Here is an 18,290-nt window from a genome sequence, read left to right on the forward strand (position 1 = left end):
TCCTCAAGCCGCTGTCGGACGCCAACGGCGAAGCGTCAGAGCATTGGCGACGACGCTGACACTCGACAGCGCCATCGCCGCGCCGGCGATCACCGGGCTTAGATACCCGAACGCTGCCAGCGGGATGCCGACCAGGTTGTAGATGAACGCCCAGAACAGCCCCTGGCGGATCTTGGAATATGTCCGTTTGGAGATGTCGATCGCGTCCGCGACCAGGCGCGGATCGCCCCGCATCAGCGTGATGCCCGCTGCGTGCATCGCAACGTCTGTTCCGGTTGACATGGCGATGCCGACATCTGCTGCAGCGAGGGCAGGGGCGTCGTTGACGCCGTCCCCGACCATCGCGACCGTGCGGTCCCCGCCCCGCAATGCTGCTACCGCATCCGACTTTCCTTCCGGCAGGACATTGGCAACGAAATCGTCGATGCCGAGCTTGGCCGCCGCTGCGCGGGCGCTTCCCGCATTGTCTCCGGTCAGCATCACGCTGCGTATGCCACGGCCATGCAGCGCCGCCACGGCAGCAGCGGCGGAAGCCTTGACCTCGTCGCCGAACGCCAGAAGGCCGAGAAGGCGGCGTTCGGGCGCGCGTTCCGCGACCCAGGAGACCGTCCGTCCCTCGGCTTCCAGCCTGGCCGCCTCACTCGCCAGCGGTGTCATCACGATAGCTTCGTCGTCCATCAAGCGCGTGCTGCCGAGGATCAGGTTGCGGCCGTTGACGTCTGCAGCAACCCCGCGGCCGGGCAGGCCGCGCATCCCGTTGGCGCGGGCGGGTTCGACGCCTTCCGAGCTGGCCCACGCCAAGACGGCCCGGGCGAGCGGATGCTCGCTTCCAGCCTGAAGCGCCGCGGCGAGCGCGATCAGCTCGGCGCGTTCGGCCCCCTCGGCCGGCAGTGCGGCCAGCAGCGAGGGCTTGCCCTCGGTCAGCGTGCCGGTCTTGTCGAACGCGACGATGTTGATGCGGTGCGCGGTCTCCAGCGCCTCCGCGTCCTTGATGAGGACACCGGCCCGCGCGGCAACGCCCGTGCCGGCCATGATCGCGGTCGGCGTGGCCAGGCCGAGCGCGCACGGACAGGCGATGACGAGCACCGCGACCGCGTTCAGGATCGCGACTTCCACTCCGGCGCCGGCGATCAGCCAGCCGGCGAGGGTCAGCGCGGCTATGACGAGGACGATTGGCACGAACACGGCGCTGACCTTGTCGACGAGCCGCTGGATCGGAGCCTTGGCGCCCTGCGCGCTTTCGACAAGGCGCACGATGCGAGCGAGGGTGGTCTCAGCCCCCACCGCCGTCGTCTCGACCAGGATGAGGCCGTCCGCGTTGATCGATCCGCCGGTCACTGGGTCTCCAGCGGCCTTGGCGACCGGAAGGCTCTCTCCGGTGAGCATGGATTCATCGACATGGGTTGCTCCCTCGATCAGTCGTCCATCGACGGGGATGCGCTCGCCGGGCCGGACGCGGACGCGGTCACCCGAGCGCACCTCCGCCAGGGCAATCTCTCGTTCGCTGCCGTCGGTGCCGACAACGCGAGCCTGGTCGGGCCGCAGCGCCATCAGCGCGCGGATCGCCTCTCCGGTCTGACGCTTGGCGCGGCCTTCGAGCCATTTGCCGAGCAGGATAAGGGTGATGACGACGGCCGAAGCCTCGAAGTAATAATGCGCATCCATGCCGTGCATCGGCGCGAACAGCAGCTGGTAGAGGCTGAGCCCGTAGGCGGCCGATGTGCCGATCGCGACCAACAGGTCCATGTTGCCGGTTCGGGCGCGCGCGGCCTTCCAACCCGCGCGATAGAAGCGCGCGCCCAGCCAGAACTGCACGGGCGTCGCGAGCAGCAGCTGGATCCAGCCCGGCACCGCCACCTCGATACCGAACGGGGCCAGCAGCATCGGAACGACCAGCGGCAGCGACAGCGCCGCGGCGATCAGCACGTGGCGGAGCTCTCTTGTTGCGGCTGCGTCGCGGCGGGCGTCCTCGGCGCTTCGTTCCGCCTCCGCCGATCCGGTGCGCGCGAATGCGGTGTAACCAGCGCTTTCGACGGCCTCGACCAAGACATAAGTGGGGACGCCACCCACCGTTTCGATCCGCGCCGTCTCGGCTGCCAGGTTGACACTCGCGGAGCGGACGCCGGGCACTTTCAGCAGCGCCTTCTCGACCCGGCCGACACATGAGGCGCAGGTCATGCCCGTGATCGTCAACTCGGTCGTTTGCGTCAACGGGGTGTAGCCCGCCGCAAGAACCGCATCGGCTACGGCAGCGACATCGGATCGTCCATCGACGAACTCGACGTTCGCGCGCTCCGTCGCGAGATTGACCGAGACGCCGGCGACGCCCGGCACCCCGGCGATGGCGCGCTCCACCCGCCCGACACACGTCGCGCAGGTCATGCCATCGATGGCCAGCGACAGCCTGTCTTCGCTTCTCGCCTGTGTCTGCATTGGCAGCTGCGCCGGGGCGCTCATGGTCGTCTCCACTACTGAGTCGATGGCCTTATCGTCCCTCACATCGTGTCAAGGTCAACAGCTAAATACACCCCTTGACCCTGACACAGTGTCAAACCCCACATCTGCTTCATCCACCTCATGGAAGAACGAAGATGATCGATTTCAAAGTTCAGGGAATGACCTGCGGAGGCTGTGCGCGCGGTGTGACCAGCGCGCTTCAGCGCGTCGATGCCAAGGCCGTCGTCAACGTCGACTTGGCGAGCAAGACCGTTTCGGTAAGCTCGACGGCCGATGTACAGCAACTCAAGCGGGCCATAGAGAAGGCCGGCTTCGCGGTGACGCAATAGAGAGCCCTATTTTGCCTGAGGGCTTTCGGGGCGGGCGCGTAAAAGGATTGTGCGTTGATCCGCACGCGCCCGCCTCGCGATCATAAGTGCACCGGCCTGAAACGGTCATGACACCGGCTGAAGCCTCAAAAGTCCGCGTTGTTACTTTATGGGGCGGGCGCGACCTTGACGGTGCATCGCACCGTCTCACGGGCTTTCGCAGCAGCTTCTACGCACCTTTCAATCGCTTCGCGATTAACCGTCACGATTCTGTCGGCCGCGACGATCCCACGGAACGCGGTCGGGCTGGCGCTCTGCATTAGGCGCTGCCCTGCTTCCCAACGTGGTAGGCCGAGCGTTCACGCCGCGATGCGCTGCGCCATCTGCTTGGGCGTCATCGCCATGACCGGGGCTTTGGAAAGAATATGGACAACATGGTCGATGCGGCCGGTCGCCGTGTCCACGCCCTGCTGAAGCACGCCAAGCGCCTTGCTGTAGTCGGGCACGTTGATCGCGCGGCGCGCTCGGCCGCCAAGCCCTCCACGGCACGGCGTAGCAATGCCAGCTCACGGTCCTGACCTTCTATCGCGGCACGCAACCGGTCGAACGCGCGGGCCTGGTCCTGCTCGGGCCGGGCATGGTCGCCCGCCATGTCCCTTGCCCCGGTCGCGCGACAGGGCGCGGACGAGCTGGCGCTGGTCGGCGAAGTCGCGCGGCCGTAATGGAGATGCACGTCGTCGCGATGCCGCGACATGCCGACATAGGCGCTGTGCCGGTCCATGCCGGGGGTGGCGAGGACAGGGGCGCGATCGACCGTCACCCCCTGCGATTTATGGATGGTGGCGGCATAGCCATGATCGACATGGGCATAATCCTTGGTGTCGAACGCGACACCGCGCCCGTCATCGAGGCGCACCGCCATGCCCTCGGGCGATACCCGCTCGATCGGGCGAGCGTGCCGTTCTTGACCCCCATGCCCCGTTCGTTGCGAAGGAACATGATGCGGTCGCCGGTCGCGAACTGGCGTGTCCCCCGCTCGGCCTTCACCGTCACGTCGCCGCCAAGGTCGTCCGACGAACGCCCAGCGCCAGCGCGGCGATCAGGTAGCGCATACAGATCTTGGTCGAAGCATCGTTGGCGGTCCCGTCCGATTGGAGCGGGACCATGCGGTTATTGAGCAGGCTTGCCCATTTTGCGGAGCATCGCATTCAGGGTCGCGATTTCGCGGTTCTGGCTTGTGATGGCTTTCTGCGCCTCGCCCCGGACCTCTGCATTCTGGGAACTGCGAAGCGCGATCTGCGACATCGCGACCGCACCGCGGTGATGCTCGATCATCTTGCGAATCCACGTCTCGCCGGCATCGGCTCCCTTCGCCGCCATCATCTTCTGGTGCATGTCCATCTCGGCCGGGCCGTAGGGGTTGGCCGCGGTTGGCTGCATCATCTTGGAATGATCCATGCCTTGATGGTTCATGCCCTGATGCCCCGCCTGCTGGGCTAGGGCCGGGGTAGCGAGCAAGGCAAGGGTCGCCAGCACGGGTACAATACGCAGCTCGATCTCCTCGGGTCGTGTCAATTTTCTACGCGCCGGAAGCGCGCCCCCCTCATCCGCCGAAGCGATAATCGTTGGGTGGCTTGTCCTATCAGTCGCGCTTCGGTTCAAAGCCGGGGAAGAATGGCCTTCATCTGATCGATCTCGCGGCGCTGCCCCTTGATGATTTCGCCGCATAGCGCTTTCAACTCGGGATCACGGAGCGACGCCTCTTGGCACATCAGGATCGCGCCCGAGTGATGCGGAATCATCGACCGCGTGAACGCCCGGTCTCCGATCGTCGTCTGCGTCCGGATCAGCGCGTAGCTGCCGAGGAAGACCGCGATCGAGCCGATAATTAGTGCGCTGTTCGCCGCCCTGGAAGGAAACATATGGCGCATGGCGAGGATCATCGCGACTACCATCGGCGCGACCATCATCAGCGTCATATAGAACATATTCAGGTTGTTGTAGAAGCTGCCTAAACTGTCGATCATCACGAACATAACGAAATACATGATGATGCCGCTGACGACGGTCTGCACCGCCAAGCTCACATATGCGTTCTTCATCATCGCTACTCTCCCGTGTTGATGCCGCCCGCCCGCATAAGTGCGCCGCGCCGTGTCGCGCGTCGCCGGACAGTAAGCGTGGGCAGCAGACCGCCTTGCTATTGAGTGCGGCTCTTTTGGTAGGCGAGTTTGCCGGCGTGGCGGCGGATGGCGATGGCGGCGACGGCGCGGCGGGTGAAGCGTTCGTCGATGTCGTCGGCGTTGTAGGGGCCGCCATACCATTCACGTAAGCGGTCGTGTTCTTCGTGGCCGGGGTCGGCCATGGCATCGAGGAACATCTCGAACCCGGGCAAGCCGCCGACATCTTCGGGCGGGCAGCGCCGTTCCCCGTCGACGAAGCACGGATATTTGACGTCGGGTTCGCCGGGGCCGACCGTCTCGACGGTGATGGTGTGCCGCCAGTCGTCGCCCATGTCGTAGGTATAGACGAACTCCCGCACGCCCCGGTTGATGAGCGTCGCGAGCTTCACGTTCTTTGCAGCGGTCATGCCGCTCTCCGGCCACATTGGGTCGGGGATGCCGTAGCGCCGATCGGCGGCCTCGAAATGCCACAGATGATAGTCCTCCCAACCCATCGCAGCCTGGACGATGTCGTGGAGCATCTTGAGGCTGGCGGTGGCCGGCACGTCGACCCGGCGCCAGATGGCGGGTTCGATGTCGTTGAGGATGATATGCAGGCGGGCGATGGTCTCGACGCTCATGCCGCCAGTCTGGCAGGTTCGGGGGACCAGTTCCACGGCATGAGTTCGTCCCAGCGGCTGGCTGGCCAGTCACCGGCCACCTTGGCGATGACATCGGCGATATACGCCGGTGGGTCGACGCCGTTCGCCTTGCACGTCTGGATGATGGTGTAGATGGCCGCGGCCCGCTCGCCGCCTGCGCGCGAACCGGCGAACAGCCAGTTGCGGCGTCCGACCGCGACACCGCGCAGCGCACGCTCCGCGATATTGTTGTCGATCTCCAGGCGACCATCACCCAGGAAGCGCGACAGCGCTAGCCAGCGTTTCGTGCCATAGGCGATGGCCCTTGCCATGTCGGACCTCGACGACAGGCGGCGCAAGCTGGCGTCGAGCACCTCGCGCAAGGCGTCGACCAGCGGTCGACTTTTCTCCTGTCGGGCTCGCCATCGCACGTCGGGTGGTTGGCCACGGACCTCGGCCTCGACAGCGTAAAGCGTGCCGATCCGCTCGAGGATATCGGTGGTCAGCGGTGTAGGCGACCGTTCGTGCAGGTCGAAGACCTTGCGCCGGAAATGTGCCCAGCATGCCACCTCGGTGACGCCACCCCGATACAGTCCGTCATAACCGGCATAGGCATCCGCCTGCAGGAAGTTGCGGAAGCCGGCGAGATGAGACAGCGGGTGCGCGGCGGTGCGGTCTGGCGTGAAGCGATACCAGGTCGCGCGCGGCGCCGTGCTGCCGGATGCCTGGTCGTCGGCCGCGTACACCCATAACCGGCCAGTCGCGGTCTTGCCCCGGCCGGGGTCGAGCACCGGCACCGGCGTGTCGTCGGCATGGATCTTGTCGGCCTTGAGCACCTCGTCGCGGATGCGGCTGACGATGGGGTCGAGAAGTGCTGCGGCCTGTCCGGTCCAGCTCGCCAATGTCGAGCGGTCGATGTCGATACCTTGCGCTGCCATCATTTCGGCCTGGCGGTAGAGCGGCAGATGGTGGTCGAACTTGGAGACGACGACGTGCGCCAGCGTCGCGAAGGTCGCCTTGCCTCTGGCCACAGCGCTCACCGGTGCGGGTGCCTGGACAATCTTCTCGCATACCCGGCAACTGTATTTGGGGCGGACGTTGCGCACGACGCGCCAGCGCACCGGCACAATGTCGAGCATCTCGTGTGTGTCCAAGCCGAGCGCGCGCAACGCACCGCCACAGTCCGGGCAGGTGCAGGCACCCGACGCCGGCTCGTGGACGACCTCCTCGCGCGGCAGATGTCCGGGCAGACTGCGGACGGGCACCGGCCGAACCGCCACGCCAGGGTCAACCATCTCAGGCCCAGGCGCATCGCGCTCGGTCTCGAGTTCCTCCAGCGCCAGTTCGAGTTGCTCAATCTCGCGCCCCAGCTTTTCGGACGACGCGCCGAACTGCATTCGCCGCAGCCGCGCGATCTGTCCGCGCAGCGTATCGATGAGCAGGTCGCGGGCGGCAAGCGCGGCATTGGCCCGGGCGAGCGAAGCCTCCAGCGCGGCGATCCGCGCGGTCGCATCAGCAGGGGAAACAGGCGCTTCCGACACTCCGTTTCCATAGCAGATTGCAGGTCGGCGAGCGAGAGAAAGTGGCGCAAAACCGCCGTTCCTACCCTGCCAGCGTCGGCGTGAACGTCCGCTCGGGGCGCCGCCAGTCGATGCCTTCCAGCAGCATCGACAATTGCGCTGGCGTCAGCGTCACCGTGCCGGTCGCTGTCACTGGCCAGACGAAACGGCCACGGTCGAGCCTCTTGGAAAACAGGCAAAGCCCCTGGCCGTCGAACCACAGCAGCTTGACCAGATGCCCCCGCTTGCCACGGAACGCGAACAAGCCACCCGAATGCGGGTTCTGCGCCAGCACCTGCTGCACCAGCACCGCCAAGCCATCGAACCCCTTGCGCATGTCGGTCACGCCGCACGCCAGGAACACCCGCGTCGGCAACGGCACTGGCACCGGGCTCATCGCAGCACCGACAAAACCCGTGCAAGCACATCTGCATCCACGCCTGCGTCGACACTCACCCGCACGCCGCCCGGCAACTCGATCTGGATGAGCCCCGATGGATATGGCGCCGGCTGTGGCGCTGGCGGCGTCAGTTCCGCCACCTGTACCTCGGCAAATACCGGCAGCGACGGCATCGCCCCGGCCAACTTGCCTTCGCGCAGCTGCTTGCGCCACGTGTAGATCAGGCTGCTCGATACCTCGCGATGCGCGATGACATCGCAGACCCGACCCCCCGGTCGGAACGCCTCCGCCAGGATCTCCAGCTTCTCCGTGTCCGACCATCGGCGCCGGCCTGACACCCGGCCAACCACCTCCATCCGACCAGTCATACGAGTGCTCGTATGACTGGTCGTAGAATCCAAAACTTCCCGCACCGCCGCGCCCTCGTCAAAGGCGACAAGCATCCCTGCTACCGGCGCTACCGCAAGACGGCCTGCTGACCACGCTTACAGAGATCGACGATCTCTCCCGGTGCAGCATGGTGTAGGGCCATCGAGTTCTCCTGACGCAGTCGTTAGAGGCAACCACCTCGTTCAGTGTGAGGGCCTCTCCCAGATCCAACCAGGAGGATCGCTCGCCGGAAAGGATTCCTCGGAGGCCTCGTCCACCTCCTGGTTCCGCTCATTTGCTTCAGCTCGCGCGAGTTGTCGCTCGACCTGGCCGCTCACCTCGCGGACAAGCGTCTCATGAATGCCAGACCGGCGGTGTTCGATGCTGTCTTCAATATCGATTGCGCACGAGCAGATGCATTCATGGACGGCCTGCTCCACGTGCACCTCGAGCGACTGGCCAGGGGCTTCATTTCTGAGTGCGAGCGTTCTCGCAACCGCCGCTGCGATCGCCTGTTCATTGAACGGATCGCCATACTCATGGGTCATGCTGAAGCTCTCAAATGCGCTAAAATGCTCAACGAAACTCACCGTCCTTAAGAACAGTTGCGAGCGAGCTGTTCGGACAGCACGCTTCAACAACCCAACATCCCGCTAGAACCGCGGCGTTCCCCCAAAGGGGCTTCAGGCAGCCAGCAGCTCGTCGGCGGGACCGAAGAACTCATAATGGATGCGATCGGAAGGTACGCCGACGAGCGACAGCGTGGAGACGAACGTGCGCAGGAACGGACGTGGCCCACAGAGATAATAATCGGCTTCGGTGCCCATCGTCTCCTGGCGCAGCCACTCCTCGTCGATCACGCCTGTCTCGTCGAAGTCACGCTCGGCTACGTCCTCGGCTCGCGGCTGCTGATAGAAGGTCGTTATCCGGATGTTGGGGTGATCAGCCGCGAGCGAGCGCACATGATCGCCCATCGCGTGCGTCGAACCATTTAGTGTCCCGTGGGCGAAATGGACGGGCAAATCCGGATGGCGCTCAGCGATCGTCTCCAACATCGCGACCATCGGCGTGAGACCGACGCCGCCCGAGAGCAGCACGACGGGACGTTCCGGGTGATCGGCTAGGAAGAACTCGCCTGCGGGAGGAGAAACCTTCAACACCGTTCCCGGCGCGACATGATCGTGGAGCCAGTTGGAGGCGAGGCCTTGCGGTTCGCGTTTGACCGAGATGCGATAGGTCGTGCCGTTCGGAGCAGCAGAGATGCTGTAATTGCGCTTGAGCGGCGGACGACCGGGGATTTCGAGCCAGAAGGTGAGATACTGGCCCGGCTTGTGCGCGACGACGGGTCGTCCATCCGTCGGTCGGAGCACAAACGAGGTGATGATCGCGCTTTCGGGCTGCACCTCGTCAACGGCGAATGTGCGCCACCCGGACCACCCGCCCTCAGCGGACGCCAGGTCGCGGTAGAGGTGGTCCTCACGCGCGATCAGGATGTTGGCGAGGAACCAATAGGCTTCGCCCCAGGCCGCGAGGATTTCGTCGGTTGCGGCATCGCCCAGCACCTCCTTGATCGCGCCCAGCAGCGCGTCGGCCACATAAGGGTAATGCTCGGGGAGGATCTGCAGGCCGACATGCTTCTGCGCGATCCGCTCCACCGCTGGCGCGAGCGCGCCGAGATTCTCGATGTTCCGTCCATAGGCGAGGATGGCCGTCGCGAGAGCCTTGGGCTGCGACCCCGTCTCACCATGATGCGACTGATTGAACAGATCACGGATCATGGGGTTCTCGAACATCCGCGCGTACATGGTGCGGACAATCTCCAGACCATGCTCTTCGAGAGCGGGAACGGTGGCTTTGACGAGCGCGATCGTCTGATCGCTCAAGGGCTGCGACATGGAGGTTTCCTCGGTGGAGAATGCGAAGGTTAGACGACCGGTAGTTCGTTGTAGAAATCGACCTGCATACGCATCCGGCCGATCGGTTCGACGAAATGGGGCTGTTCCGGGAGGATGAGGCCCGGGTTATCGGGCGTCAGTGTCTTGTCGAGGCGCGGATCAGGGAAGCGCAGCTTGAGGCTGCCTTCGATCACCCGGAGTACGCCCCATACGCCCGCCTTGGTGCGGTGCTCGCCGCGCAAGGCAGCGGGAAGCGTCACCTCGTCGAACACAGGTGTCGAGCGGTAGGGAGCGGGTTGCGGCATCACGCAGCGACCCGGCTAGGGCTGCGAACGGGATCAAGCTTGAAGAACAGCGCGAGCTGGAGACTCTCAGCGATGCGCGCTGCCTTAGCCTGGAGCGCGGCAGCAGCGGGCGATGGCATCGCCTCCGCGGTAGCTTGCTGCCAAAGCGCGAGCCAACGCTGGAAGAGCGCCGGCGTGATCCGCTCCCGATGGAGGAAGTGCGCTGCTACCGGATTTCCCTTGTAGCGTCCGCTGGTCAGCATCACCGATGACCAGAAGGCGGTGAGCTTTTCCAGATGCTCCGGCCAATCGGAGACCGCATCGTTGAAGATCGGTCCCAGCTCGGCATCGTCGCGGACCCGTGCATAGAACAGCGCCAGCAGCTGGCTCAGCCCTTCCTCGTCAATCTGTCTGTCACGGTCCATCCGACGACTCCGTAATCATGTACTCCCGCTGCATGTATCATCTACTTGGAAACATGCATCGGAAATGCATATATTGAGTCTGCGCCTGTGAGGCGCTGTGACCGGAAAACCTCATGAAGCTGACGCGCTATACCGACTATGCCTTGCGTGTGCTGCTCTACCTCAGCGCTCGGCCCGAGCGGCTATGCTCGATCTCTGAGATGTCTCGATCCTACGGCATTTCGCAGAACCATCTGATGAAGGTGGTGCACGATCTCGGGAAGGCAGGCTTTGTGGCCAGCGCCCGTGGGCGGCTTGGCGGTATCCGTCTGGCGCGCCCGCCTGAGGAGATCATCATCGGATCGGTTGTCCGGCACACAGAGGACGGGTTCGACCTGGTCGATTGCGGCAGTTGCATCATCGCGCCCGCTTGCGGATTAACCGGCGTGCTACGCGAAGCGCTCGGTGCCTTCATGACCGTGCTGGACAGTCACACGCTGGCAGACCTCTTGAACAATCAGGTCGATTTTCTCAGCCTGTTCGCCCCCAAGGCGGCGTGAGCATCGCGACGGGTGAGGAGGAGACTGCTCGATACCCTTGCATCGGGGACGACGGCTCGCCGCTGATGGGGTCGGTTCCGGCTGAGGGCGGAATGACACCCTAAGCGCCGGCGTCCTTGGGCCAAAGGTACTCGCCAGTGAGGAGGATGTGTGCCCATCCGAGCGGCGAAATATGGGCGAGAAGATGGTCGGGGGTATCGAGCCCTTCGCGGCGCCGGGCCTCAACGGCATGGCCAAGGTGCAGGGTGTTCCAGTAGACGATGATGGCGGTGAGCAGGTTGAGGCCGGCGATCCGGTAATGCTGACCCTCCGTCGTGCGGTCGCGGATTTCGCCCTGACGGCCGATGCGCAGGGCATTTTTCAGCGCATGATGTGCCTCGCCTTTGTTGAGGCCGACCTGTGCACGGCGCTGCATGCCGACGTCGAGTATCCATTCGATGATGAACAGCGTCCGCTCGATCCGGCCCACCTCGCGCAGCGCGGAGGCAAGATCGTTCTGGCGCGGATAGGAGGCGAGCTTGCGCAAGATGCTGCTCGGCGCGACCTGTCCAGCGCTCATGGTGGCGGCGCAGCGGAACAGATCGGGCCAGTTGGAAACGATCAGCGCCTCACGCGCCTTGCCGCCCACCAGCGGGCGCAATTCGCTCGGCGTCGCGGCAGGGTCGAACACGTACAGTCGTTTGGATGGGAGGTCGCGGATGCGCAGTACAAGGCGGCAGCCGAGCATCGCGCTGATCCCGAACAGATGATCGGTGAACCCGCCAGTGTCGGCGTACTGCTCTTCGATCCGTCGCCCTGCCTCATTCATCGTCAGCCCGTCGAGTAGATAAGGTGCTTCGCTGACCGTGGCTGGAATGGTCCGCGATGCAAACGGCGCGAAGCGGTCGTTGACGTGGGTATAGGCCTTGATGCCGGGATCGTTGCCGTAGCGGGCGTTGATCGTATTCATCGCTTCGCCCTGCCGTGCGGCGGGGAAGAACTGGCCATCGGCCGATGCGGATCTGCCCATACCCCAGACCTGGGCCATCGGCAGCGCCCCTTGCGCCGCGACCACGTTGGCCAGCGCCTGGTCGATCGCCTCGCTTTCGACGTGCCAGCGAGCGAGACGGGAGAGTTGCCAATAGTCGTGAGTGTTGGAAGCCTCTGCCATCTTACGCAGACCCAAATTCAGGCCCTCGGCAAGCAGGACGTTGAGCAGGCCGATTCGGTCGCCGCATGGCACGCCGGTGCGCAGATGCGTGAAGGCATCAGTGAAACCCAGCGCGGTATCGACTTCGAGCAGCAGATCGGTGATGCGGACGGGCGGCAGCCGGCGATACAGATCAAGCACCAGATCCTCGATCCCATCCGGCGCGTCAGCGGTGAGCCGATCAATGCGCAGCGTGCCGTCCTCGATGCTGCCTTTCGGAATTGTACCGCTGCGCGCGGCGCGACCGAGCCGGGCAAGGCCATCAGCGAGACGCACTTTGCGGTCAGCCAGCCAGACATGCGGGTCGGACGGGACCGCCAGCTTCGCGGCATGCGCGACCGCCATCGGCACGAGGACGTGGCGCAGGTCACCATATCGATGCGAGCGGTCGAGCCATATGTCGCCCGAGCGCAGCGCGTCGCGCAGGTGAAACATGACCGCGACTTCCCGGAGGCGGGCATCATCATCGCCCTTCGCCCGCAACTGTCGCCGCCATTTGGAATGCGGGCGCAAGAAATCGTCGGCCGCCGGAACTGCGCCCTTGGTAGCGATGACGGTAGCCGCGTCCAGCAAAGGCCGTGCAACCGCCGCAGCTTTGAGGTCGAGGCATCGCAGCATGCGCGGGGCATACCGACGGAAGCGGTGATACCCCTGATCAACATAGGCCAGCGGATCATCGCCCAAGGTGTCCGTCAACGTCTTGGCCGTAGCGACGAGGCTGGTGAGCCGTTCCCATCCCGCCCCGCCCGCGACCGCATCTTCCAGCGACGCGCCGTCGCCATGCGCTTCGAGCAATGATTAACCGAGTGCAGTGAAGCCGTTCAAAGTCGCAGTGGTAGCGCCTCTGGTTTCTACGACCCGCGCGTCATGCAGTTGCTTCGCGTCGCGCCAGGTGCGGCCAACGATCCGGTCATGTGTTTCGATCACCGCATCCGCAGTCGCCGTGGCCCATTCAATGACGCAGACCGCCATGATAGCGCGGCGCCGATCGGCGCCGAGGTCGCGCAGGCCATCGGCGAAGTAGCGCTCGCCCTGCCGGCGTAGCCGGGCGACGCGATGCGGTGGAACACCGGCAAGTATACCATCATTGAGGTTCATCGCGCGCAGGAACTCGAGCCGGTCGAGCAGCCGGTTCGCCGCGGCGGAGTTGTTGCCCGGCTCAATCCGGCGCAGCCAGATGAAGCGGCTGATCGCCCCCGGCAGCATCTCGGTAGTCAGTCGGTCGAGCCCATCACAGGCGACGGGATCGAGACGGGCCGCGATCCGCTTCTCGATCCGACGTTCGGCGGCGACGAGCGCGTCCGCGCACAAACGCTCGATTGTCGTGATCGCCGGCAGGATGGTCATGGTTTCACGGCAGCGGGCAATGAAGCGCCGGGCAAGGTCGTCGTTTGAGCGTGCCTGCTCGGCTTCGGCGAGAAGCCAATCGCGGAAAGCCCTGGCATACGGTCCCCGTCCGGGGAACATTCTGTATCCGTAGATACGGCGCAGCGCCTCCATGTGCTGGTGGCGGGTTTGGCGTCGAACGGCATAGGCCGCGAGCGTCTCGCCAGCGATGCCAAGCTGGGCGCCTAGAAAGGCAGATACAGTGTGGGGGATCAGTTCGCCGGGAGCAAGGGTCCGGCCTGGATATCGCAGCGCGCACAACTGCAGGGCGAACCCGATGCGGTTCTCCGGTCGGCGACGCCGGTCGATATGAATCAGGTCATCGTCTGCCAGAAGATAATGGCGCAGCAGCGCCGCTTCGTCAGTCGGTAGGTCGAGTAGGGCCGAACGCTGTCGGGCGCTGAGGATATGGCGTCTCGGCATGCACGGCTTGTCCCCATTGAACAGAAGTCTGTTTTGGACAACACTGACCCCACGCAAATCAAGGCTTTTCGAGGCCTAATTCCAGAAGGGTTCAATTGGGACAGCGCGCCGCCATCTACGCCAGGGTTTCGACAGCCGACCAGTCGTGCGAACGGCAGCTCCGCGACCTGGCCGGCTTTGCCGAGCGTGGCGGCTATGAAGTGGTCGAGGTCTTCCGCGAAACCGCGTCGGGCATGAAGGCAAACCGTTCGGCGCGGGCTGAGGTGATGAAGCTGGCGCAGGCACGCCATATCGATGCGATCCTCGTTACCGAACTCAGTCGCTGGGGGCGTTCGACCCAGGACCTGCTCGATACACTCAACCGGCTGTCGGGCTGGCGCGTGTCGGTGGTCGCGATGAGCGGCATGACGTTCGAGGTCGATACGCCGCATGGGCGGATGATGGCGACGATGCTCGCAGGTATAGCCCAGTTTGAGCGCGACATGCTGAGCGAGCGGGTCCGCTCTGGCCTTGCTGCAGCGCGGGCACGTGGCCGCAAACTCGGTCGGCAACTGGGGGAGCGACCCAAGTCGGACCGCCTCGCGCCCAAAGTGTTGGCGCATATCGCCGAGGGGCGGAGCTATCGCTGGATCGCTCGCGACCTGGGACTCAGCAAGAACACGGTCGCCGGGATCGTGGCTCGCGCACGGGGTAACGTGAGCCCTGATGTCACGGTGACGACATGACCGGGGCGTCTGGACGGCTGCGTCCCGATCCCCGGCGCAAGGCGCGGTTTCGCGAAATCGCCCGAGGCATTGTCGCCAAGGATCGCTACAATCGGAAGTACGGGATCGCCGTCGACACTGCTGGCGCCATCGCGCAGGCGCTAGAGCGCGCGTACCGCGATGGAGTCCGGGACGACCCGGCCGCAGCCGTTCAAGCGCCCGAACAGGATGATGCCGGCCCGCTGGAATGGGCGTTGATCCCACCACGACCGCGAGATGCCTTCTGGAGTATCTGCCTATACACCCTGGGCCGCGATACCGATCTCCCACGTGACGGCCATCTCGCTCCGGCTATTACCGAACGCGGAACGCCCGGATGGACACTCGTGGCAGGAGGGTACACCCCTGACAGGGTGATCAGCGATAGGAGCATTGGCCCGCTTGTCCGCCTCGGCCTTATCGCGCTCGCAGTCGATTTACCGGTTCGCATGATCGTAACCGCACAGGGGAAGGAAACATGGGCTCTCTTCTGCCAGCGCGGTGGGATGTACCCTGAGGATCTCACTGACATTTGATCCATTTGATCGACATCCATCCGGCGGAATGGTGAAGGGCAGCATCCGCCCCGTTGCAGACGTTCCCAATGGTCGTCATCCCGGCGCATGCCGGGACCGTGGGCTGTCTTTAGAAGCAGCCTCACGTCCGGGCGCCCTGGCGATAGCTATCGCCTCAAGACTTGCCCACGGTCCCGGCATGCGCCGGGATGACGGATGACCGCGCCCCACCCCAAATCAGCCGTCACCCTGAACTTGTTTCAGGGTCCATCAATCCGAAAGCCCAGTTTATGATCGGCCAACCGAGATGGCGGCACGAGCCACCACGCTCCGGCACCAATCGCCCGATGGATCCTGAAACAAGTTCAGGATGACGCAAGGCGGGGGCGCGATGTCCGCTCCCCACCCCTTCTTGCCGTTTCGCTTAGGGTGTCATTTCGCCCTCAGCCGGAACCGACCCCGGGAATGCGGCACCGGCGCGGGGGCGGCAGATAAGCCAAGGGCCGCCCTTTTGAGGCGGCCCCGACCGTTTAGTTCCCTCGCGGGAAACGGACACTCCCCGAGGGGGAGGCCGCAGATGCCTCCCGATATAGAACCCGCTACTGAAGATTCAACTAATATCTAATCGCTCCAGGGCGGCCCTCAGGCCTCCGGCGCCGGTGTCGAGGGCACGGGCAGCCAGGCGAGTGCTACCCGAAGGATGCCGTCAAACTCGGCTTCCGTCATCCGCGCTATGCCGCCCTTGTCCGGCACGAGCCGGCTGACCGCTACCGTGGTCATCTTGTCGCAGATCGCGAACGCCGCGCGTCCGTCAATGGTGGTTTGGAGCGGGACTGCCCATTGATTACCTGGCTGCGCCTGCGTCGAACACGGGATCACCGTCACCGCTCCATGCAGCGTGTTCCGATACGAAATCACGATTACCGGCCGCCGCTTCCAAAACTCCGGTAGCTGCGCGTCCTGAGGGAAATCGCACCAGAAGAGCTGACGGATCTTCGGCGCACCTTTCAGGCGCGGCGCTACCCGAGGCGGCGCTTCCTGAATGTGTGCATTCACGCGTCATCATCCTTGACCAGGCGCAGCTTGGGAGCCCCTTTACGGTTCTGGCGGATCTTCTTGATCTCGGACTTCTCCTTGATCTCCGCGAGCTTCTCATCCGCAAAGGGTTTGGCCGCCTCGATCAGTCCGTCGAGATGGTAGATGTTCGTCCGGCTTCCCTGGTCGGTTCGACGCTCTTCGCGCCGGATGTATCCGGCAGCCTCCAGACTGGCGATGTGCTTCTGGATCGTGCGCGGGTGGACGTTCATGGCTTGCGCCATGGTGCTTTTGGACGGGTAAGGTTTCCCTTCCGCCGTCCACCATTTGCTCGCCAGATACAGCACGATGTTGAGATCGAGCGGTTCGAGGCCAAGCTGACGCTGGTTCTCGATGATGACGCTCGGCAGCGCCGTCCAACCCGCATCCATCAGCGGCTTGGTCCACTTCTTCTCGTTCGTTCGCAGATCGGAGCTGCTGTCAGTTTGCTTCTTGGCCGCCATGGGGCTATTCCTTTCTCCCGGCGGATATGCCCCTCGCGCGTAGGCGGTTCAAGTTTGAGGGGTAGCCTCTAGCGCCGCCCCCGTGAGGCGCCAAGGGCGCCCGGGGGAGCGCCTCTCAGGGCTCCGGCCGGGAGCCGCAGCGGCCCTGCAAAGTATAGAAAGTATAGAAAGTATAGAAAGTATAGTCAGTGCCCATGTAGACGTCACTCAGGGCATACCCATGGCGTATCAACCGAGTAACCGCAGGGGGGAGCCGCAAAGACCTCCCTCTCGGCCGTGAATTTCACGCGAAGGCTTCGTCGGTGAGGTTGCCGTCCCGACTCTCCACGATCAGTGCCACCGTGTCTTCCCGGTCCCTCGGGTTGAACACACGGCCGACCACCGTCCAGATCGACCGATGTTGCGGATCGTTCCGATCCTGACCCACGATCACGCCGGGATCGAGGATCGTGTCGCCGATCGCGGGCACCTGGCCGGCAAACTGCTCCACCCCATACTCGACGCCCCCGTCAAAGACCTTGCCGGTTGGGTCGCGGTGCAGGATCCGAATGCTGGTCACGCGCTGTCGCTCCGCCACGGCGTTGTGCCGATCATCCATCAACAGATCGCGCAAAGCACGCCCGCTGCCAAGACTATGCCATGCGGCAAAGGACGGGCCGTTGGCCCGGCACAGGCTCGCCGGCGCCGCAGCCCTCCCCCGGAGGCCCGCCGGCGCGGGGAACACCAAGGGCGGCTGCCCTTTCGTTCCCGAACGACAATCAGGCCCCCCGTGTAATCCGCCAAGCGCGGCACCCGACGCCCTCTGGGCGTCGGCCACGCTAGGGCGGCCCGCCCGCGCCAGGGACCATATTCTCGCCCTCCCTCCCCATCCCGTTCCTCGCCGGAAAGGCAGAGCCGGTTGCTGTTGCGACCGGCTTTCAGCCTCGAAGGAAAGGAAGAGACCATGGCACGGATCACCGACAACCGGGCTGACATCTACCAAGAGATCACCGACCAGATGATCGCCATGATCGAGGCGGGCACCCGGCCTTGGTCGAAATCGTGGAACGGCAGCACCGCTCCCAACATCCCGCTGCGCTCGACTGGTGTTCCTTATCGCGGCATCAACGTCCTGACCCTTTGGGTAGCGGCCATGACGAAGGGCTATGCCTCGCCGCATTGGCTGACCTTCAAGCAGGCGCTCGCGCTCGGCGGGTGCGTCCGCAAGGGCGAGAAGGGCTCAACCGTCGTTTATGCCAACACGATCGAGGTGGACGCCGACAGGAGCGGAGAAGCCAGCGACGATGGCAAGCGCCAGGTAGCATTCCTTAAGCGCTACACCGTCTTCAATGGTGCGCCGTAACGGCGGAAGTATAAAGGAGCTCTACCATGAGTAGATGATCTTGCTGGCTATAGATCATGCCCACTGGACTAACCTCGGCTAGCAATAGCTGTAATCCCGAAAGGGACGGGGAAAA

At 64.3% G+C, this 18,290-nt stretch carries 20 protein-coding genes and 2 pseudogenes; 5 read left to right on the forward strand and 17 right to left on the reverse strand.

What is annotated here, in order from left to right:
* Positions 1–3 precede the first annotated feature (3 nt).
* Positions 4–2,469: a heavy metal translocating P-type ATPase gene (locus COA07_RS16220; protein ID WP_281254096.1), complete on the reverse strand. Its 2,466-nt coding sequence runs from the start codon at positions 2,467–2,469 to the stop codon at positions 4–6.
* A gap of 122 nt (positions 2,470–2,591) precedes the next feature.
* Here COA07_RS16220 and COA07_RS16225 point away from each other — a divergent pair, with 122 nt between their 5' ends.
* Positions 2,592–2,786 carry a heavy-metal-associated domain-containing protein gene (locus COA07_RS16225; RefSeq protein ID WP_066706735.1) on the forward strand — a complete coding sequence of 65 codons (195 nt, stop codon included), beginning with the start codon at positions 2,592–2,594 and terminating at the stop codon, positions 2,784–2,786.
* A 146-nt stretch (positions 2,787–2,932) separates the two neighbouring features.
* Here COA07_RS16225 and COA07_RS18650 read toward each other — a convergent pair whose 3' ends face one another.
* The 12 genes and pseudogenes from COA07_RS18650 to COA07_RS16280 all read right to left on the reverse strand — a co-directional run bounded on the left by COA07_RS18650 (position 2,933) and on the right by COA07_RS16280 (position 10,500).
* Positions 2,933–3,085: a DUF6118 family protein gene (locus tag COA07_RS18650; protein ID WP_007407005.1), complete on the reverse strand. Its 153-nt coding sequence runs from the start codon at positions 3,083–3,085 to the stop codon at positions 2,933–2,935.
* 293 nt (positions 3,086–3,378) lie between these two features.
* Positions 3,379–3,845 (reverse strand): annotated as a pseudogene (locus COA07_RS18065) (Ti-type conjugative transfer relaxase TraA); the annotation flags it as partial.
* 90 nt (positions 3,846–3,935) lie between these two features.
* On the reverse strand, positions 3,936–4,301 hold the full coding sequence (locus COA07_RS18070; RefSeq protein ID WP_037487153.1) for a DUF305 domain-containing protein: 366 nt from the start codon (positions 4,299–4,301) through the stop codon (positions 3,936–3,938).
* Between the two features lie 122 nt (positions 4,302–4,423).
* On the reverse strand, positions 4,424–4,870 hold the full coding sequence (locus COA07_RS16240; protein ID WP_081796470.1) for a DUF305 domain-containing protein: 447 nt from the start codon (positions 4,868–4,870) through the stop codon (positions 4,424–4,426).
* A gap of 95 nt (positions 4,871–4,965) precedes the next feature.
* Positions 4,966–5,568, reverse strand: coding sequence for a plasmid pRiA4b ORF-3 family protein (locus tag COA07_RS16245; protein WP_037447092.1), 603 nt, complete (start codon positions 5,566–5,568; stop codon positions 4,966–4,968).
* Positions 5,565–7,109, reverse strand: coding sequence for an IS66 family transposase (gene tnpC, locus COA07_RS16250; RefSeq protein WP_037447087.1), 1,545 nt, complete (start codon positions 7,107–7,109; stop codon positions 5,565–5,567). Before tnpC ends, COA07_RS16245 begins: the two co-directional genes overlap by 4 nt.
* Positions 7,110–7,170: 61 nt before the next feature.
* Entirely contained in the window at positions 7,171–7,524 is a 354-nt protein-coding gene (gene tnpB / locus COA07_RS16255) for an IS66 family insertion sequence element accessory protein TnpB (protein WP_037447084.1), read from the reverse strand.
* The gene (tnpA, locus tag COA07_RS16260; protein WP_234703086.1) at positions 7,521–7,883 is read right to left on the reverse strand and encodes an IS66-like element accessory protein TnpA; all 363 of its coding nucleotides are present in this window, start codon (positions 7,881–7,883) and stop codon (positions 7,521–7,523) included. Before tnpA ends, tnpB begins: the two co-directional genes overlap by 4 nt.
* A 216-nt stretch (positions 7,884–8,099) precedes the next feature.
* Complete coding sequence (locus tag COA07_RS16265; RefSeq protein WP_141396558.1) at positions 8,100–8,534, reverse strand: hypothetical protein; 435 nt, start codon at positions 8,532–8,534, stop codon at positions 8,100–8,102.
* Positions 8,535–8,579: 45 nt separating this feature from the next.
* Positions 8,580–9,791 carry an NO-inducible flavohemoprotein gene (gene hmpA, locus COA07_RS16270; RefSeq protein WP_066706741.1) on the reverse strand — a complete coding sequence of 404 codons (1,212 nt, stop codon included), beginning with the start codon at positions 9,789–9,791 and terminating at the stop codon, positions 8,580–8,582.
* Positions 9,792–9,820: 29 nt separating this feature from the next.
* Positions 9,821–10,096: a TehB family protein gene (locus tag COA07_RS16275; protein ID WP_066706747.1), complete on the reverse strand. Its 276-nt coding sequence runs from the start codon at positions 10,094–10,096 to the stop codon at positions 9,821–9,823.
* The gene (locus COA07_RS16280; RefSeq protein WP_066706749.1) at positions 10,096–10,500 is read right to left on the reverse strand and encodes a group III truncated hemoglobin; all 405 of its coding nucleotides are present in this window, start codon (positions 10,498–10,500) and stop codon (positions 10,096–10,098) included. The genes COA07_RS16275 and COA07_RS16280 overlap by 1 nt, the downstream gene beginning before the upstream one ends.
* A gap of 113 nt (positions 10,501–10,613) precedes the next feature.
* Between COA07_RS16280 and COA07_RS16285 the strand changes: the two genes are divergently transcribed.
* The gene (locus COA07_RS16285) at positions 10,614–11,039 is read left to right on the forward strand and encodes an Rrf2 family transcriptional regulator (RefSeq protein WP_066706751.1); all 426 of its coding nucleotides are present in this window, start codon (positions 10,614–10,616) and stop codon (positions 11,037–11,039) included.
* A 100-nt stretch (positions 11,040–11,139) separates the two neighbouring features.
* Here COA07_RS16285 and COA07_RS16290 read toward each other — a convergent pair.
* Positions 11,140–14,037, reverse strand: a pseudogene (locus COA07_RS16290) (Tn3 family transposase).
* A 95-nt stretch (positions 14,038–14,132) separates the two neighbouring features.
* Between COA07_RS16290 and COA07_RS16295 the strand changes: the two are divergent.
* Together COA07_RS16295 and COA07_RS16300 are read left to right on the forward strand one after the other, a co-directional pair.
* Positions 14,133–14,762, forward strand: coding sequence for a recombinase family protein (locus COA07_RS16295; RefSeq protein ID WP_004213007.1), 630 nt, complete (start codon positions 14,133–14,135; stop codon positions 14,760–14,762).
* Positions 14,759–15,316 (forward strand): hypothetical protein, encoded by a 558-nt coding sequence (locus COA07_RS16300; protein ID WP_004213004.1) that lies wholly within the window; start codon positions 14,759–14,761, stop codon positions 15,314–15,316. The genes COA07_RS16295 and COA07_RS16300 overlap by 4 nt, the downstream gene beginning before the upstream one ends.
* A 621-nt stretch (positions 15,317–15,937) precedes the next feature.
* On the opposite strand, the gene COA07_RS16305 is transcribed toward COA07_RS16300, so the two are convergent.
* From COA07_RS16305 to COA07_RS16315, 3 genes are all read right to left on the reverse strand, one after another.
* Entirely contained in the window at positions 15,938–16,351 is a 414-nt protein-coding gene (locus COA07_RS16305; protein ID WP_066706755.1) for a type II toxin-antitoxin system PemK/MazF family toxin, read from the reverse strand.
* The gene (locus COA07_RS16310; RefSeq protein ID WP_041043290.1) at positions 16,348–16,833 is read right to left on the reverse strand and encodes a helix-turn-helix domain-containing protein; all 486 of its coding nucleotides are present in this window, start codon (positions 16,831–16,833) and stop codon (positions 16,348–16,350) included. Before COA07_RS16310 ends, COA07_RS16305 begins: the two co-directional genes overlap by 4 nt.
* A gap of 283 nt (positions 16,834–17,116) precedes the next feature.
* Positions 17,117–17,446: a hypothetical protein gene (locus tag COA07_RS16315; protein ID WP_211280987.1), complete on the reverse strand. Its 330-nt coding sequence runs from the start codon at positions 17,444–17,446 to the stop codon at positions 17,117–17,119.
* 330 nt (positions 17,447–17,776) lie between these two features.
* Here COA07_RS16315 and COA07_RS16320 point away from each other — a divergent pair, with 330 nt between their 5' ends.
* Positions 17,777–18,175: an ArdC-like ssDNA-binding domain-containing protein gene (locus COA07_RS16320; RefSeq protein WP_245842210.1), complete on the forward strand. Its 399-nt coding sequence runs from the start codon at positions 17,777–17,779 to the stop codon at positions 18,173–18,175.
* Positions 18,176–18,290: the final 115 nt, after the last annotated feature.

The sequence above is a fragment of the Sphingomonas adhaesiva genome (assembly GCF_002374855.1).
Taxonomy (GTDB): domain Bacteria; phylum Pseudomonadota; class Alphaproteobacteria; order Sphingomonadales; family Sphingomonadaceae; genus Sphingomonas; species Sphingomonas adhaesiva.

Bases quoted from the DNA above. Each gene is read 5' to 3' on its own strand.
- COA07_RS16225 (WP_066706735.1), top strand. From the start codon at position 2,592: ATGATCGATTTCAAAGTTCAGGGAATGACCTGCGGAGGCTGTGCGCGC.
- COA07_RS18650 (WP_007407005.1), bottom strand. From the start codon at position 3,085: ATGCAGAGCGCCAGCCCGACCGCGTTCCGTGGGATCGTCGCGGCCGAC.
- COA07_RS16240 (WP_081796470.1), bottom strand. From the start codon at position 4,870: ATGATGAAGAACGCATATGTGAGCTTGGCGGTGCAGACCGTCGTCAGC.
- COA07_RS16245 (WP_037447092.1), bottom strand. From the start codon at position 5,568: ATGAGCGTCGAGACCATCGCCCGCCTGCATATCATCCTCAACGACATC.
- tnpB (WP_037447084.1), bottom strand. From the start codon at position 7,524: ATGAGCCCGGTGCCAGTGCCGTTGCCGACGCGGGTGTTCCTGGCGTGC.
- tnpA (WP_234703086.1), bottom strand. From the start codon at position 7,883: ATGGAGGTGGTTGGCCGGGTGTCAGGCCGGCGCCGATGGTCGGACACG.
- hmpA (WP_066706741.1), bottom strand. From the start codon at position 9,791: ATGTCGCAGCCCTTGAGCGATCAGACGATCGCGCTCGTCAAAGCCACC.
- COA07_RS16275 (WP_066706747.1), bottom strand. From the start codon at position 10,096: ATGCCGCAACCCGCTCCCTACCGCTCGACACCTGTGTTCGACGAGGTG.
- COA07_RS16280 (WP_066706749.1), bottom strand. From the start codon at position 10,500: ATGGACCGTGACAGACAGATTGACGAGGAAGGGCTGAGCCAGCTGCTG.
- COA07_RS16285 (WP_066706751.1), top strand. From the start codon at position 10,614: ATGAAGCTGACGCGCTATACCGACTATGCCTTGCGTGTGCTGCTCTAC.
- COA07_RS16300 (WP_004213004.1), top strand. From the start codon at position 14,759: ATGACCGGGGCGTCTGGACGGCTGCGTCCCGATCCCCGGCGCAAGGCG.
- COA07_RS16310 (WP_041043290.1), bottom strand. From the start codon at position 16,833: ATGGCGGCCAAGAAGCAAACTGACAGCAGCTCCGATCTGCGAACGAAC.
- COA07_RS16320 (WP_245842210.1), top strand. From the start codon at position 17,777: ATGGCACGGATCACCGACAACCGGGCTGACATCTACCAAGAGATCACC.